This is a genomic window from Brevundimonas sp. ABV4_179 (genome assembly GCF_056311945.1).
The window spans coordinates 2,548,252-2,563,870 of the sequence record NZ_CM149976.1 but is presented as its reverse complement, the minus strand read 5'-3'; the positions used below and the strand labels follow the sequence as shown (position 1 = coordinate 2,563,870).

Genomic DNA, 15,619 nt, shown 5'->3' with positions numbered 1-15,619 from the left:
ACGATGGTGAAGCTCTATTATTCGCCCGGCGCCTGCGCCATGGCCTCGCACATCGCCCTGGAAGAGGCGGGCGCGGACTATGAGGCGATCAGGATCGACCTGAAGAAGGGCGAGCAGAAGACACCCGATTATCTGGCGATCAATCCGGCGGGCGTCACCCCGGCCCTGGTGACGGACGAGGGCGTGCTGACCGAGAACCTGGTCATCATGGGCTATGTCGCCCAGACCCATCCCGAGGCGAATCTGGCCGACAACAATTCCAGCTTCAACTTCGGCAAGATGCAATCCTTCAACGGCTTCTTGGGGGCGTCGCTGCATCCGGCGGTGTCGCGCGCCCTGTTCGCGCGGCCGCCGCTGGAGGGCGAAGCCAAGGCAGCGGCGCTGGAGGCCGCCCTGGTCAAATACCGGCTGGCGGAAGACGCCCTGTTCAAGGGGCCGTGGGTCATGGGCGACGCCTATACGGTGGCGGACGGTTATCTTAGCGTCTTCACGCGCTGGGGGCGGCAGGCCGGCTTCCTGGACCTGGCGCGGTTCCCCAAGCTGAACGATCACCTGGACCGGATGCAGGCCCGACCGGCCGTGCAGCGGGTGCTGGAGGCCGAAGGATTGTCCGCCGTCTGACGATCCGGGGACCGCGAGCGGGGCAAGGGCGGTCCGCCGCTCTTTGGCGCGCAAGGTCCCTGCGGGTTTCTGTTATGACGAGACTGTCATCGGGGCTTGTATTCCCGTTTTCTTACAGGCAAACCCGCCGTCGGTAGGCGTGGCGAAGATCAGGAACTGTCCGGCGTGGGGATGTCGGGGCAGTTGGGGCGTCGCCAAGTCGACTGCGAACACTGAAGACGCCCTGGCCAGCTAACAACGGTATCGATTCCCATGAGTTTTTCCCTTTTCGGCGCGATTTCGAATGACATCGCGATGGACCTGGGCACCGCCAACACCCTGATCTACATGAAGGGCAAGGGCATCGTCTTGAACGAGCCTTCCGTCGTGGCGCTGAGAAACGTTGGCGGCCGCAAGGTGGTCCACGCCGTAGGGATAGAGGCCAAGCAGATGCTGGGCCGCACGCCGGGCCACATGGAAGCCATCCGCCCGATGCGCGACGGCGTCATCGCCGATTTCGAAGTCGCCGAAGAGATGATCAAGCACTTCATCCGCAAGGTGCATAACCGCAAGGGTTTCGTGAACCCCAAGATCATCGTCTGCGTGCCATCGGGCGCCACGGCGGTCGAGCGCCGCGCGATCAACGACAGCTGCCTGAACGCCTCGGCCCGCCGCGTGGGCCTGATCGACGAGCCGATGGCCGCCGCGATCGGCGCCGGCCTGCCCATCCACGAGCCGACCGGCTCGATGGTCGTCGACATCGGCGGGGGCACGACGGAAGTCGCCGTGCTGTCGCTGTCGGGCATCGTCTATTCGCGTTCGGTCCGCGTCGGCGGCGACAAGATGGATGACAGCATCATCAGCTACATGCGTCGCAACCATAATCTGCTGATCGGCGAAACGACCGCCGAACGCATCAAGAAGGACATCGGCACCGCCCGGATCCCGGCCGACGGCGAAGGCCTGTCGATCGAGGTCAAGGGCCGCGACCTGATGCAGGGCGTGCCGCGCGAAGTCCGTATCTCGGAGCGCCAGGCCGCCGAAGCCCTGGCCGAGCCGGTGACGCAGATCATCGAGGCCGTGAAGGTCGCGCTGGAAGCCACCCCGCCGGAACTGGCCGCCGACATCGCCGACAAGGGCATTATGCTGACCGGCGGCGGCGCTCTGCTGCGTGGCCTGGATGTCGAAATCCGCGACCATACCGGCCTGCCGGTCTCGGTGGCTGACGATCCGCTGTCGTGCGTGGCCATCGGCTGCGGCCGCGTGCTGGAACATCCGCGCTGGATGAAGGGCGTGCTCGACTCCGCGCTCTGATCTCGCGGTTCGACCCCATGGCGGCCGGGTGAAAGCTTGGCCGCAAATCCTTGCCCGACCTGCACGATCACGGTTCCATTCCGGCCTTGATTTTGCGATAGGCAGGGCGTGCGGCGGGTGGCGTCCCGCCGATTCCAATCCTTTTGAGTGAAAGGTCGCCCGTGGCGTTTCGCGACGGACCTTTTGAGAACATCAAGGTGCCGCTGGTCTGGACCGCCGCGGTGGTCGCAGTCGTGGCCATCGTCGGGGCCGTGGTGTTGTTGCTGGGCGACCGGCCGACGGCCGAGGGCGGCTCCAGCGTTGGCGCGGCGCGCGGCGGGTTCGAGACGGCCGCCGGGCCGGTCGGCGGCGTTCTGGCGGCGCCCGTGCGCTGGGCCGGAGGCGTGCGCGACTATATCGGCGGCTATTTCTTCGCGATCGGCGAGAACCGTCGATTGAAGGCCGAAAACGCCGAACTGCGTGAATGGCGCGACCAGGCGATCGCCCTGAAGAACGTCAACAGCCGCTACGAAGCCATGCTGGGCCTGCGGGTCGAACCGGCGGTGGCCATGGCGACGGGGCGGGCGATCTCTGACGCGCGCGGCCCGTTCAATCGCGCCAAACTGCTGGACGTCGGTTCGGCCCAGGGCGTGCGGATCGGCAATCCGGTCATCAGCGAACACGGCCTGGTCGGACGGATCACGGGCGTCACCCCGCGCGTCAGTCGGATGGTTCTGCTGACCGACGTGGCGTCGCGCACGCCGGTCATGATCGAACGCACCGACGCGCGCGCCATGTTGACCGGCGACGGCGGCGACAGCCCGCGTCTGGAGTTCATCCGTGGCGCCGGGGCGGTGCAGGCAGGCGACCGTATCCTGAGTTCGGGCGACGGCGGCGGCCTGCCGCGCGGCCTGCCGATCGGCGTGGCGGCCAAGGGCGTGGACGGCGCCTGGCGCGTCAAACTGTTCAGCGACCACGGCGCGGTGGATTATGTGCGGGTGCTGCTGTTCCAGAGCTTCGGCCAGCTGGTCAGCCCCGAGGCGTTGAACGCGCCGCCGCTGGCGGGCCTGACCACGGCGCCGGAGCCGAACGCGGCCGAACTGAGCGCCATTCGCGACGCCGCTGCGCGTCGTCAGGCCGCCCAACAGGCCCAGGCCCAGCAACAGGCCGAGCGGGCGAGGGCCGCCGCCGCCGTCGCTGAATCCCCTCCGGCCGCTCCGCCTGCGGCCGCCACGACCCGTACGGCGCCGTCAACGCCTCGGCCGTCTGCACGAACGCCGCAGACGCCGGCCGCCAACCCCGCTGTCCCGGCAGGGACGCCCGCGCCCGCGCCGGCGCCGGGGGGGGCGCTGTGAGACGGCCGGTCGCGGTTCGTGTCGTCGGGCCCCTGCAGTGGATCGTCTATCCGGCCTTGGCCGCCGTGGCCGCCACTGTCGTTCTGGCGACTCCGGTGCAGGTGTTCGGTCTGCATCTGCCCGAGCCGGTCGCGCCGATGATCCTGGCCTTCGCTTGGCCGCTGATCCGGCCGTCGATGACGGCGCCGGCGGTGCTGTTCGCGCTGGGCCTGTTTCTGGACCTGTTCTGGAACGCGCCCTTGGGGCTGTGGGCGCTGTGCCTGATGGCGGTCTATTTCACGGTCCTGATGTCGCGCAGCCTGATGGCGGGGCATGAGGGGCTGATCCGGTTCGGCGCCTATGCGGCGTGCACGCTGGGCGCTTTTGGACTGGCCTATATGATCGTGGCGGTGCGGGCGGCCAATGCGCCGGCCATCGTGCCGCTGATCGCGCAGATCGCGCCGACGCTGATGCTGTATCCAGTGGCCAACTGGATGCTGGACCGGTTCGATGACGGGGATATTCGGTTCCGATGAGCGGCGAACCCTCCATCTTCTTCGAAGACGTCAACGAGCGGCAGGGCTCCTTCCTGCGGCGCACCTTCATCGTGGGCGGGGCCACGGCGCTGGGGATCACGGCGCTGATCGGCCGGCTGGGCCAACTGCAGGTCGTGCAGGCCCAGGAATATGCGACCCTGTCGTCCCAAAACCAGTTCAACTTCCGCATGGTCCCGCCGCCGCGCGGTCTGATCAAGGACCGCAACGGCGTCGTCATCGCCGGCAACCGGCCCAGCTTCCGCGTGCTGGTCGTGCGCGACGAGACCAAGGATCTGGACCAGACGCTGGACCTCTTGGGTCAGGTTCTGCCCGACACGCTGGAGCGCCGCCGCGCCATCATCCGCGACGTCAATGCGGCGTCCAAGTTCAACCCGGTGCCGGTCAAGAGCGACCTGACCTGGGAGGAGTTCGCCAAGGTCAATCAGTACGCCAACGAACTGCCCGGCGTGATGGTGGATATGAACGAGGCCCGCTACTATCCGTTCGGCGGGGCCTTCGCTCACGTCGTCGGCTATGTGGCCAAGGTGTCGGACCGCGACGTCAAGGCGTTGCGCGACAAGGGCCAGCAGCCGCCGCCGCTGCTGTTCAACCCCAGCTTCCGCATCGGGCGCCAAGGCGTAGAAAAGGCGCTGGACCTGTCGCTGCGCGGCGAACCGGGCGGCAACCGGGTCGAGGTCGATGCGCGCGGGCGCGTGGTCGCCGAGGACATCGGCGGATCGCGCCCGGCCGTCCCCGGCAAGGAAGTCGTGCTGACGCTGGACGCCGACGTGCAGAACCGGGCGCTGGAGGTGTTCGGCGACGAATCAGGCGCTTGCGTCGTGATGGACGTGCGCAACGGCGACATCCTGTGCATGATGTCGGCGCCGTCGTTCGATCCGAACCTGTTCGTCGGCGGGGTGCCGACCAAGACCTATCGCGCCCTGGCCGACTATGAGCGCAAGCCGCTGCTGGACAAGACGATCAACGGCACCTTCCCGCCCGGATCGACGTTCAAGCCGACAACGGCGCTGGCCCTGCTCGAAGCCGGGGTCGATCCCAACATCACCGTGGTCTGCACCGGCGCCTATCGCACCGGCAACCGGGTGCAGCGCTGCTGGGGCCGCCACGGCGTGCAGAACATGCACAACGCCATCAAGAACTCTTGCGACGTCTATTTCTACGCCATGTGCAACCGGGCGGGCGTGGATAATATCCGCAAGGCGGCGCTGGCGGTCGGGTTCGAACACACCTTCGACATCGGGGTGGACAATCAGAAGAAGGGGCTGCTGCCCTCGACCGAATGGAAGGCGCGGACCTTCCCGCGCGATCCGGTCTGGCACCCCGGCGAGACGACCTCTGTCGCCATCGGCCAGGGGGCGATCACCGTCAACGCCCTGCAACTGGCGGTCATGACCTCGCGTCTGGCCAACGGCAAGAAGGCGTTGCAGCCGCGTCTGATCAAGTCCATCGGCGGGGTGGAACAGCCCAGCGGCGCCGAGGCGCCCGACCTGCCGTTCAAGCCCGAACATATCGAATATGTGCGCCAGGGCATGATCGCGGTGGCGAACGACCGATCCGGCACCGCCTATCGCCAGAGTCAGCTGGGCCTGGGCGATATCCAGATGGCCGGAAAGACCGGCACGGCCCAGGTGCGCAACTATGGCACCGGCTCGCGCAAGAGCGACATCTGGGCGCTGAAGGACCACAATCTGTTCGTCGCCTTCGCCCCGGTGGATGCGCCGCGCTATGCGGTGGCGGTCATCGTCGAACACGGGGGCAAGGGCGGGGCCACGGCCGGCGCGCCGCGCGCGCGCGAGGTGATGCGCACGGTCCTGCTGAAGGACCCGGACATGCGCGCCCGCATCGAACGGCCCCTGCCGCCCGAGCCGACCGGCGACGCCATCGTCGAGGACGGGGTGGTGGGCGCGGCGCCCGAGCCGGACGTGGTCGCCGCCCCTGAGCCGACGCGCACGACCCCCGGCGCGACCAGCGGCCCGCGCCCCTATCTGTCCGAGCCGGGCCGTTGACCGCCTCGGCCCTGTCGCGACCCGGCGAGCGCGAGCGCGTCTCGACCAAGCTGGGTCAGATCGATTGGCGGCTGACGGCGCTGCTGTGCGTGGTCGCCGGCACCGGCGCCCTGATGCTGTATTCGGTGGCGGGCGGATCGTGGTCGCCGTGGGCGGCCAAACACCTGATCCGCTTCGGCATGTGCCTGGCGCTGATGCTGGCGCTGTCGTTGATCACCATCCGCTACTGGTTCGCCCTGGCCTATCCGATCTATGGGCTGGCGCTGGTTCTGCTGGCGCTGGTGGAGACGCCGCTGGGGTATCATGCGTTGGGGGCGACGCGCTGGCTGGATCTGGGTTTCACCCGCATCCAACCGTCGGAGATCATGAAGATCGGCGTCGTTCTGGCCTTGGCCCGCTGGTATCACGGCGCCTCGGCCAAGGAGGCCAGCTTCCACTGGAAGCTGATCTTCCCGGTCGGGATCATCGGCCTGCCGTTCCTTCTGGTCGCGCACCAGCCGGACCTGGGCTCGGCCATGCTGATCGGCCTGACGGGGGCGGCGATGATGTTCGTGGCGGGACTGAGCTGGCGGATCATCGTGCCGCTGATCGTAGCGGCGGCGGTGCTGGTTCCGCCCTATGTCATGTTCGGGATGCACGACTATCAGCGCCACCGCGTGCTGACCTTCCTGAGCCCCGAGGCCGATATGGCGGACAAGGGCTATCAGATCGTGCAGTCAAAGATCGCCATGGGGTCGGGCGGGCCGCTGGGGCGCGGCTTCGGTCTGGGCAGCCAGAGCCAGTTGGAGTTCCTGCCCGAACGCCAGACCGACTTCATCTTCGCCGCCTTCGCCGAGGAGTTCGGCTTCGTGGGCACCTTCACCCTATTGGCCTGCTATGCCGCCATCATCCTGATCTCGCTTAGGATCGCGTCGCTGTCGCACAGTCACTTTGGACGATTGGCGGCGTCGGGGGTTACGGCGACCTTCGCCCTGTATGTGTTGATCAACGGGGCGATGGTGATGGGGCTGGCGCCTGTCGTCGGGGTGCCGATGCCGCTGTTGTCCTATGGCGGCACGGTGATGCTGACGGTGATGATCGGCTTTGGGCTGGTCATGGCCACGGGCGTCCACCGCTATGCCGAACTGCCCAAGGGGCATGGGCTGATCTGACGTTATGTCAGCCAGAGAATGGTCGTTTTAGACGGAACCGCCTTGCAGTTCCGACTGAACCCAGAATCAGGCTCTCGCCGAAACCTGGAGCCTGATTCACCGCATCGATGAAATCGCGAAGCGATTCCATCTCATCGGATCAGGCTCTAGGTGATCGGCATTCAGGTTTCGCTTCCTAAGCGGGCGATTTCGAAGATAAGCTCGTTTCCAACGATCTTTTCGCGGCGGTTGAGGCCGTCAGCGGGGACGAAAGGGAGACGATGCATGACCGACCTGGAGCGCTTCCGCGCCGAGACCCGCGCATGGCTGGCTGACAACTGCCCGGCCGAGTGTCGCGGGCCGATGGCCGACGACGAGATGATCTGGGGCGGGCGAAATCCGACGTTCAAGACCCCGGCGCACAAACAATGGCTGGAGCGGATGGGCGCGCGCGGTTGGACCGCGCCGGAATGGCCGAAGGAATACGGCGGCGGGGGGCTCAGCCGCGAGGAGGCCAAGGTGCTCGCCTCGGAACTGCGGCGCATCAAGGCGCAGCCGGCCCTGGCCAGTTTCGGCGTCTGGATGCTGGGCCCGGCGCTGCTGGCCTTCGGGACCGAGGAACAGAAGACGCGGTTCCTGCCCGAGATCGTGCGCGGCGAGATTCGTTGGTGCCAGGGCTATTCCGAGCCGGGCGCCGGGTCGGACCTGGCGTCGATCCAGACGAAAGCTGAAGATCGGGGCGACCACTGGATCGTCAACGGCCAGAAGATCTGGACCTCCTATGCCGACAAGGCCGACTGGATCTTCTGCCTGGTGCGGACGGACCCGGATGCGCCTAAACATCTGGGCATCAGCTTCGTGCTGTTTGACATGAGGACGCCGGGCGTGACGACGCGGCCGATCACCCTCATCAGCGGCAAGTCGCCCTTCTGCGAGACCTTCTTCGACGATGTGCGGGTGGAGAAGGCGAACCTGGTCGGGACGCTGAACCGGGGCTGGGATGTGGCCAAATATCTGCTGGCGCACGAACGGACCATGATCGGCGCGATGGGCGAGGTCGGCGGCGGGCGGCCGGTCGGGCAGGTGGCGCTGGACGCCATCGGGGCCGACGAAGCCGGGCGACTGGACGAGCCGATGCTGCGCGCCCGAATCGCGGACCTGGAGATCGACGCCGCCGCCTTCCGCTTGGCGATGGAGCGGGTCGGGGATCAGGTGAAGGCCAAACAGGCGCATCCGGCCATCGCCTCCATGCTGAAATACTATGGGTCCGAGCTGAACAAGCGGCGGCACGAACTGCTGATGGCGGCAGGCGGGGCCGATGCGCTGGAATGGGAGGGCGAGCGTTCGCATGACGGCAAGGCGGCGCGCGACTGGCTGCGGACCAAGGCCAACTCCATCGAGGGCGGGACCAGCGAGGTTCAGTTGAACATCATCGCCAAACACCTGCTGCAGCTGCCGGGAGCGTGAAGGTGACAGGCGTAATAGAACGGCCTTTGCCTTTCGGTATCGCGGTAGTCGGCGTCGTTCTCAGCGGGATGCTGAGCTTCTTCATGCTGACGCCTATGGGATGGGGCATGTCTTGGAGCGAACTTGCACCGACTTGGAGCGCCAAGTTTTTCTTTCTCGCGCCCGGGGTGGCTTTAATTGTCGCCGGGCTGGCAAAATTCTCGCCACGACCGTCACCATCGCAGGAAGTCGCCCTCCTGGCGTCACCCGCTTATCAGGCGATCTATCTCGCCTTCTCATACTTCGCTGCGCAGTCAGGAGACTGAACCCATGCCCCTGATCCTGACCGAAGAACAGACGATGTTGCAGGACGCCGCCGACGGCTTCCTGAACGAGAACGCCCCCATCGCCCATCTGCGAAGGCTGAGGGACGACCGCAATCCCGACGGCGTGTCGCGCGACCTGTGGCGCGCGTTCGGAGAGATGGGGTTCGCCGGCGTCATCATCCCCGAGGCGATGGGCGGCATGGGGCTGGGCGCCGTCGAGGCCGGAGTGATCGCCGAGAGCCTGGGGCGCACCCTGACGCCGTCGCCGTTCATGGGGTCGTCGGTCCTGTCGGCCAAGGTTCTGATGGACGCAGGATCGGAGGCGCAGCAGGGCTGGTTGCCCCGGATCGCGGCGGGCGAAGCGATCCTGGCCCTGGCGGTGGACGAGGGCGCCAAACACGCGCCGTCGCGCATCGCCACGCGGGCCGAGCGGGCGGGCAACGGCTTCAGGCTGAACGGCGCCAAGGCGTTCGTGCTGGACGGCCATGTGGCGGACGCCCTGATCGTGGTCGCCAGGGCGGAGGAGGGCGTGACCCTGTTTCTGGTCGATCCGGCGACGGCGGGCGTGGCGGTCGAACGCACGGCCATGGTGGACGCGCACAACGCCGCGCGCATCACCCTGACCGACGTGTCGGTCGACGCCGATGCGGTGATCGGCGACGTGGGGCAGGGCGAGGCGCTGCTGGACGGCGCCCTGACGCTGGGCCGGGCCTGCGCGGCCTCCACCCTGACCGGGGCGGGCGACCAGGCGTTCAAGGTCACGATGGACTATCTGCGGACCCGCAAGCAGTTCGGCAAGCTGATCGGCGAGTTCCAAGCGCTGCAGCACCGGGCGGCGCATCTGTTCTCGGAACTGGAACTGGCGAGGGCGGCGACGCTGGGTGCGCAACTGGCCATCGACGAGGGGCGGGATAACGCCTCGCTGGCCGCGTCCATCGCCAAGGCCAAGGCCGGCCGCGTCGCCGAACTGGCGGTGCAGGAAGCGGTGCAGATGCACGGCGGCGTCGGTATGACCGACGAGTTCGACGTCGGTCTGTTCATGAAGCGGGTACGGGTGCTGAACGAACTGCTGGGAGACCCCGGGTTCCACGCCGAACGGGTGGCGCGGGCGCAGGGGTTTTAGGTTCGGTTCTAGACGACCTTTTCGCTCCACAGGTCCAGATCGGGTTCGCGGCCTATCAGGGCCAGACCGGCGGCGATGGATTCGAATTCGCCGCCCGTTTCGATGCGGTCTTGGCCGAAACGGTTCTGGAAAATGGCGCGAACGGCTGGCACGAACGAGGTGCCGCCGGTCAGGAAGACCCGGTCGATGCCGTCTGGCGCCAGCCCCGCGCGCGCCATCGCCTGATCCACGGCGCCTTCGATGGCGTGCAGTTCCGGCGCGATCCAGCCCTCGAACTCCACGCGTGCGACCGGCTTTTCGATGTGCACGTCACCGGCGTGGAAGCGGAAGGTGGCCGTGTCATTGGCGGACAGGGCCATCTTGAGGGTCGACACGGCCCGGTACAGGTCGTGGCCGTGGTTGTCGTCCAGCACTTCGATCAGGCGTTCGATCTTCTCCGGCTCCAGCGCGGTGCGGGCCAGGGCCCGGATGTCGCGCATGTCGCGCGATGCGCGCAACAGGGCCAACTGGTCCCAGCGGGCGAAGGCGGAATAATACCGCTGCGGGATCGGCAATTGCTTTCCGACCGAGCTGTACAATCCGCCCTTGCCCAGTTCGGGCGACACCAACTGGTCGATGATCCGATAGTCGAAGGCGTCGCCCGCCACGCCGACGCCCGAACGGGCCAGGGGCGTCGAGCGCAGACCGTCGTCCGTCCGCTCGAACCTGATGATGGAGAAGTCGCTGGTGCCGCCGCCGAAATCGGCGACCAAGACCGTGGCGTCCTGCGTCAGCTTGCGTGCGAAGTAGAAGGCGGCTCCCACCGGCTCATGGGCGTAGCGGATGTCGGTGAAGCCGAGCCGCTGGAAGGCCGCCTGATAGCGTCCCAAGGCCAGCGCCTCGTCGGGATTGCCGCCGGCGAAGGTGACCGGACGACCCACGACCACGGCCGGCGGCATGGCGTCCAGCGCGTCGCCCGCATGATGACGCAGCCGCAGCAGAAAGGCCGCTAGCAGATCCTCGAAGGCGTAGCGCTTGTTGTCGATGCGGGTTTCGGTGAAGGCGGCGCTGGCGGCGAAGGTCTTGAACGACTGGATGAACCGTGTGTCCAGCGGATCCTCGACATAGGCGGCGATGGCCCAGGGCCCGGCCTCGACCACCCGCTCGGGCGGCTGGCCGTCCACGCCGGGATGGGTCTGGAAGCTGAGCGCCGAACGGAAGGTGGTGGTCTGACCTTCCACCGCGTCGAACGTCGCCAGATGGGCGACGCCGTCCGCATCGCTCAAGGCCACGACCGTATTGGTCGTGCCGAAGTCGATGCCGATGGTCATCGGTTTCGTCGCCGTCATGGCCGCGCTCCTGAAAGGGGAGCCGGTTCCTAACGTCCGGGCGGGCAGACGCAAGGGCTTAAGACATGGGAGACGGCGGAAGCGGTGGGATTCGAACCCACGGACGGCTCACACCGTCGCTGGTTTTCAAGACCAGTGCCTTAAACCACTCGGCCACACTTCCTCGCCGCGTCGAGCGGAGCGGACGCCATAGCAGGGGAAGGGGACGTTAACCAAAGCGGAAATGTCTTCGTTCATCCTGTTTTTAACAGCGACGGAGACGAGGCGAGGCGGATGACGGCTGGACGATGGATGCGCGGCGCCCTGGTGCTGGGGCTGTTCTCGCTGCTGGCGGCCTGTTCCAGCTTGGGGGGCGCGCGCGGGGCGGGCGGCATCCCGGTCGTCAAGGATCCGGCGCCTATCGTTTCGGGCACGATGCGGCCCTATCAGGTGCGCGGGCGCTGGTACACGCCCAAGGACCAGCCGAACTATGACGAGGTGGGCATGGCGTCCTGGTATGGCGACGCCTTCAACGGCCGCCCGACCTCGACCGGAGAGCGGTTCGACATGCACGCCCTGACCGCGGCGCATAAGACCCTGCCGCTGCCGGGCCTGGTGGAGGTGACCAATCTGAACAACGGGCGGCGGATCGTGGCGCGGGTCAACGACCGCGGCCCGTTCGTGGATGGGCGCATCATCGACCTGTCGCGCGAAGCGGCGGACGAACTGGATATGCGGCGCGACGGCGTGGCGCGGGTGCGGGTGCGCTATCTGGGCCAGGCGCCGCGTTTGGGCGGCGGCACGGTCCTGAGGGCCGAGGCCCCGAGGACGGGCGAGCCGCATACCGTGCAGATGGCGAATGTTCAGCCCGCGCCGATCCAGACGACGCCTCAACCCTATTACACGCCACAACCACCCTATACGCCGCCGCCGGCCTATGCGCCGCCGCAGGCCGTTCCGACGCCGGTCGCCCCCATTGGCGGATCCTATTGGGTGCAGGCGGGCGCCTTCCGCGATCCGGGTGCGGCCCAGCGAATCGCCGAACGGCTGGGCGCGCGGGCCAAGGTGGACGAGACCGGCGGCGGATACCGGGTTCTGGTCGGACCTTGGATCGATCAGGCGGCGGCCGAGAGCGCCCGTCAGGCGGTCATGGCGCGCGGATATGCCGACGCCCTGTTGATATCCGGCGGCTAAGGCTTGCCACCCGCGCCCGGGACGCCATTAGTGCGCCCGTGACCCGTGGACGTTTCATAAGCTTCGAAGGCGGCGAGGGCGCCGGCAAGTCGACCCAGGTCGGGCGACTGGTCGAGCGGCTGAAACCCGTGCTGGGCGACCGGCAGGTGGTGCGCACGCGCGAACCCGGCGGATCGAAGGGCGCCGAGGTGATCCGCAACTTGGTGGTGGCCAACGAGGCCGAGCCGTGGTCGGCCATGACCGAGACCCTTTTGATGTATGCGGCCCGGTCCGATCATCTGGAGCATACGGTGAGACCGGCGCTGGAGGCCGGCGACTGGGTGGTGTGCGATCGGTTCGCCGACAGCAGTCGCGCCTATCAGGGCGCGGGCGGCGGCGTGGCCCAGAGCTTCATCGAACAGATCGACGCCGGCGTGGTCGGCGCGGACCAGCCGGACCTGACCCTGATCTTCGATCTGCCGGTCGAGGTGGGGCTAGAGCGTGCGTTCGGGCGCGGCCTGTTCGAGACGCGGTTCGAATCCAAGGGGCTAGCCTTCCATCAGCGTCTGCGGGAAGGGTTCCTGAGGATCGTAGAGGCGCATCCCGAACGGTGCGTGCTGATCGATGCGGTCGGTTCGCTGGACGAGGTGGAGGCGCGGGTCTGGCGGGCGGTTCAGGACCGGCTGCTGTGAGCGAGGATCATCCTCGCGACCGATTCGATCTGGTCCCCGATGCGGCGGCCGAGGCGGCGTTTTTGGACGCTTGGGAGCGGGGGCGGCTGCATCATGCCTGGCTGTTGTGCGGGGTCGAGGGCGTGGGCAAGGCGACCTTCGCTTATCGCGCGGCGCGGCGTCTGCTGGGGGCTGCGGCCGATCCAGCGCGCGGGCCCTTGGGAGCGCGGCGCGACGATTCGGTCAGTCGGCTGATCTCGGCCCAGGCCCACCCCGATCTCCTGGTGCTGGAGCGGCTGGTCGAAGGGGGCAAGACCAAGAAGTCGATCTCGGTCGACCAGTCGCGCGAACTGCCGGAGTTCTTCTCCAAGAGCCCGTCTCAGGCCCAACATCGGGTGGCGATCATCGATGCCGCGGACGACCTGAATGTCAACGCCGCCAACGCCTTGCTGAAGGTTCTTGAAGAGCCGCCCGAGCGTGGGGTGCTGTTTCTGGTGACCCATGCGCCAGGAAGGCTGCTGGCGACCATCCGCTCGCGGTGTCGGCGGCTGAGTTTCCCGATCTGGACGCCGGATCGGCTGGAGGCGTTGGTTCGTAACCGGACGGGCGTTGAGCGCGAGGACGCCGAACACGCGGCGGCCATGGCGGGCGGATCGCCGGGCGCGGCCCTGGCGTTGGCTTCGGGCGGGACGTTCGAGATGGATCAACTGGCGCGGCGCTGGGTGGAGGGCGACATCGACCGGGCCGAGGCCCTTGCGGTCGCCGACAAGTTCCGGGGCGCCGAAGGGCAGGAACGGTTCGAAGTGCTGATGGACCGACTGATTTCGGCGGTGAAGATGCGGGCGCTGGGCGGCGGGTCCGGCGGCCATCGCTGGGCCGATCTGTGGGAGCGGCTGCAGCCCCTGCCGGAACGGACGGCGGGTTTGAACCTGGATCGCGGCGACGTGCTGGCCGGCGCCCTGGCGGACATCCGCCGGGTTCAGGTCCAACAGGGGGGGATGGGCTGATGCTGATCGACAGCCATGTGAACCTGCATGCGCCGCAGTTCGACGAGGACCGGGACGCCGTTATCGCGCGGGCGCGCGAGGCGGGCGTCGGGCTGATGGTCGAGATTTCGGACAAGCTGACGACCTTCGAGGCGACCCATGGGATCGCCATGGCGCATGACGACATCTGGTGCACGGTGGGGGTCCATCCGCACGAGGCCAAGGATGCGGCGGACCTGACGGCGGCGACCCTGATCGAACTGGCGCAGCGGCCCAAGGTGGTGGGGATCGGCGAGTGCGGCCTGGATTTCCACTATGACCTCAGCCCGCGCGAGATTCAGGCCGCGGTGTTCCGCCAGCATGTGGCTGCCGCGCGAGAAACCGGTCTGCCGCTGGTGATCCATACCCGAGAGGCGGACGAGGTGATGACGGATATCCTGCGCGAGGAATGCGCCGCCGGGCGGTTCAAGATGTTGATGCACTGCTACACGAGCGGGCCGCAACTGGCGAAGTTTGCTGCGGAAATGGGGGCGTGGTTCTCGGTGTCCGGCATCGCCACCTTCAAGGCGGCCGAGGATGTGCGGGCGGTCATTCGCGACATGCCGGGCGACCGGATCATCGTGGAGACCGACTGCCCCTATCTGGCGCCCATTCCGCATCGGGGGCGGCGCAACGAGCCGGCCTATATCGGTCATGTGATGGACAAGCTGGCTGAAATTCGGGGCTGGACCGCCGAGGAGGCGGACCGGATCACGACCGAGGCCTTCTTCGGCCTTTTTGACCGGATACCGAGATCGGCATGAGTTTCGAGGTCGTCATCCTGGGTAGCGGATCGTCAGGCGGCGTGCCGCGCGGCGACGGCGACTGGGGCGCCTGTGATCCGGGCGAGCCCAGGAACCGTCGCACGCGCTGTTCGATGCTGGCCCGCAAAGCCGGAGCGGACGGCGTGACCAATGTCCTGATCGACACCTCGCCGGACCTGCGCGAGCAGATGCTGGCGAGCGGGACTATGCACGTCGACTCCGTGCTCTACACCCACGATCATGCCGACCAGACGCATGGGATCGACGATCTGCGCACCTTCGCCGCGCGGGCGCGAAAGCGGATTCCAGCCTGGATGGACGCGGCGACGCGGACGTCGCTGACGCATCGGTTCGACTATATCTTCGCGACCAAGCTGGGCTATCCGCCGTTGCTGGAGGCGCACACGATTCCGCCGCATGGCGAAGCGTGGTCGGTCGAGGGGGCGGGCGGCGCGGTCCCGGTCACGACCTTCGATCAGGCGCACGGACCGATCCGGTCGGTAGGGTACCGGCTGGGCGACATGGCCTATTCCAGCGACGTGTCGGACCTGGACGAGGCGGCCCTGAAAGCTGTGGCGGGCTGCCAGCTGTGGATCGTGGACGCCCTACGGTACACGCCCCACCCGACCCACGCCCATCTGGACCAGGCGCTGGAATGGATCGCCGCCGCCGATGTGGAGCAGGCGGTGCTGACCAACCTGCATATCGACATGGATTACAAGGCGTTGTCGGCGCTTGTTCCGGCGAATGTCGAAGTTGGTTTCGATGGGTGGAGCGGGATAATCGGTTAAGGACCGGATCGTTTCCAGGCGCGAAGTTGAACCCAAAAAAACAGTCCAACGAGTCCAACTTACCAACGATGTC

General features: G+C 67.3%; 15 protein-coding genes and 1 tRNA gene. 14 read left to right on the top strand and 2 right to left on the bottom strand.

The window, feature by feature from the left end:
- Positions 1-3: 3 nt before the first annotated feature.
- From ACYX4P_RS12490 to ACYX4P_RS12450, 9 genes are all read left to right on the top strand, one after another.
- Positions 4-621, top strand: a complete 618-nt coding sequence (locus tag ACYX4P_RS12490; protein WP_248116803.1) for a glutathione S-transferase family protein — start codon at positions 4-6, stop codon at positions 619-621.
- A 252-nt stretch (positions 622-873) separates the two neighbouring features.
- Positions 874-1,914 carry a rod shape-determining protein gene (locus ACYX4P_RS12485; protein ID WP_017504801.1) on the top strand — a complete coding sequence of 347 codons (1,041 nt, stop codon included), beginning with the start codon at positions 874-876 and terminating at the stop codon, positions 1,912-1,914.
- A gap of 161 nt (positions 1,915-2,075) precedes the next feature.
- Entirely contained in the window at positions 2,076-3,248 is a 1,173-nt protein-coding gene (gene mreC, locus ACYX4P_RS12480; protein WP_248116801.1) for a rod shape-determining protein MreC, read from the top strand.
- Positions 3,245-3,763 carry a hypothetical protein gene (locus ACYX4P_RS12475; RefSeq protein ID WP_292074633.1) on the top strand — a complete coding sequence of 173 codons (519 nt, stop codon included), beginning with the start codon at positions 3,245-3,247 and terminating at the stop codon, positions 3,761-3,763. Before mreC ends, ACYX4P_RS12475 begins: the two co-directional genes overlap by 4 nt.
- Entirely contained in the window at positions 3,760-5,790 is a 2,031-nt protein-coding gene (mrdA, locus tag ACYX4P_RS12470; protein WP_248116797.1) for a penicillin-binding protein 2, read from the top strand. The genes ACYX4P_RS12475 and mrdA overlap by 4 nt, the downstream gene beginning before the upstream one ends.
- Entirely contained in the window at positions 5,787-6,941 is a 1,155-nt protein-coding gene (rodA, locus tag ACYX4P_RS12465) for a rod shape-determining protein RodA (RefSeq protein WP_476069700.1), read from the top strand. The genes mrdA and rodA overlap by 4 nt, the downstream gene beginning before the upstream one ends.
- Positions 6,942-7,205: 264 nt before the next feature.
- On the top strand, positions 7,206-8,387 hold the full coding sequence (locus tag ACYX4P_RS12460) for an acyl-CoA dehydrogenase family protein (protein WP_248116793.1): 1,182 nt from the start codon (positions 7,206-7,208) through the stop codon (positions 8,385-8,387).
- Between the two features lie 26 nt (positions 8,388-8,413).
- Entirely contained in the window at positions 8,414-8,692 is a 279-nt protein-coding gene (locus ACYX4P_RS12455; protein WP_248116791.1) for a hypothetical protein, read from the top strand.
- 4 nt (positions 8,693-8,696) lie between these two features.
- Positions 8,697-9,815, top strand: a complete 1,119-nt coding sequence (locus ACYX4P_RS12450) for an acyl-CoA dehydrogenase family protein (RefSeq protein ID WP_248116789.1) — start codon at positions 8,697-8,699, stop codon at positions 9,813-9,815.
- Between the two features lie 8 nt (positions 9,816-9,823).
- Here ACYX4P_RS12450 and ACYX4P_RS12445 read toward each other — a convergent pair whose 3' ends face one another.
- Complete coding sequence (locus ACYX4P_RS12445) at positions 9,824-11,143, bottom strand: Hsp70 family protein (protein ID WP_248116787.1); 1,320 nt, start codon at positions 11,141-11,143, stop codon at positions 9,824-9,826.
- Positions 11,144-11,219: 76 nt separating this feature from the next.
- Positions 11,220-11,306, bottom strand: a tRNA-Ser gene (locus ACYX4P_RS12440).
- Positions 11,307-11,416: 110 nt separating this feature from the next.
- Between ACYX4P_RS12440 and ACYX4P_RS12435 the strand changes: the two genes are divergently transcribed.
- Genes ACYX4P_RS12435 through ACYX4P_RS12415 form a run of 5 tightly spaced genes read left to right on the top strand, consistent with a single transcriptional unit; the run spans position 11,417 to position 15,546 of the window.
- Positions 11,417-12,316: a septal ring lytic transglycosylase RlpA family protein gene (locus tag ACYX4P_RS12435; protein WP_248116785.1), complete on the top strand. Its 900-nt coding sequence runs from the start codon at positions 11,417-11,419 to the stop codon at positions 12,314-12,316.
- Positions 12,317-12,354: 38 nt separating this feature from the next.
- Positions 12,355-12,987, top strand: coding sequence for a dTMP kinase (gene tmk / locus ACYX4P_RS12430; protein ID WP_248116783.1), 633 nt, complete (start codon positions 12,355-12,357; stop codon positions 12,985-12,987).
- Positions 12,984-13,973, top strand: a complete 990-nt coding sequence (locus ACYX4P_RS12425; RefSeq protein WP_248116781.1) for a DNA polymerase III subunit delta' — start codon at positions 12,984-12,986, stop codon at positions 13,971-13,973. The genes tmk and ACYX4P_RS12425 overlap by 4 nt, the downstream gene beginning before the upstream one ends.
- The gene (locus ACYX4P_RS12420; protein WP_248116779.1) at positions 13,973-14,755 is read left to right on the top strand and encodes a TatD family hydrolase; all 783 of its coding nucleotides are present in this window, start codon (positions 13,973-13,975) and stop codon (positions 14,753-14,755) included. Before ACYX4P_RS12425 ends, ACYX4P_RS12420 begins: the two co-directional genes overlap by 1 nt.
- Complete coding sequence (locus tag ACYX4P_RS12415; protein WP_248116776.1) at positions 14,752-15,546, top strand: MBL fold metallo-hydrolase; 795 nt, start codon at positions 14,752-14,754, stop codon at positions 15,544-15,546. The genes ACYX4P_RS12420 and ACYX4P_RS12415 overlap by 4 nt, the downstream gene beginning before the upstream one ends.
- The last annotated feature ends 73 nt before the right edge of the window (positions 15,547-15,619 follow it).

Excerpts from the sequence above, each read along its gene's own strand:
- ACYX4P_RS12490 (WP_248116803.1), top strand. The coding sequence starts at position 4 with ATGGTGAAGCTCTATTATTCGCCCGGCGCCTGCGCCATGGCCTCGCAC.
- mrdA (WP_248116797.1), top strand. The coding sequence starts at position 3,760 with ATGAGCGGCGAACCCTCCATCTTCTTCGAAGACGTCAACGAGCGGCAG.
- ACYX4P_RS12485 (WP_017504801.1), top strand. The coding sequence starts at position 874 with ATGAGTTTTTCCCTTTTCGGCGCGATTTCGAATGACATCGCGATGGAC.
- ACYX4P_RS12450 (WP_248116789.1), top strand. The coding sequence starts at position 8,697 with ATGCCCCTGATCCTGACCGAAGAACAGACGATGTTGCAGGACGCCGCC.
- ACYX4P_RS12415 (WP_248116776.1), top strand. The coding sequence starts at position 14,752 with ATGAGTTTCGAGGTCGTCATCCTGGGTAGCGGATCGTCAGGCGGCGTG.
- ACYX4P_RS12420 (WP_248116779.1), top strand. The coding sequence starts at position 13,973 with ATGCTGATCGACAGCCATGTGAACCTGCATGCGCCGCAGTTCGACGAG.
- ACYX4P_RS12435 (WP_248116785.1), top strand. The coding sequence starts at position 11,417 with ATGACGGCTGGACGATGGATGCGCGGCGCCCTGGTGCTGGGGCTGTTC.
- ACYX4P_RS12445 (WP_248116787.1), bottom strand. The coding sequence starts at position 11,143 with ATGACGGCGACGAAACCGATGACCATCGGCATCGACTTCGGCACGACC.
- ACYX4P_RS12460 (WP_248116793.1), top strand. The coding sequence starts at position 7,206 with ATGACCGACCTGGAGCGCTTCCGCGCCGAGACCCGCGCATGGCTGGCT.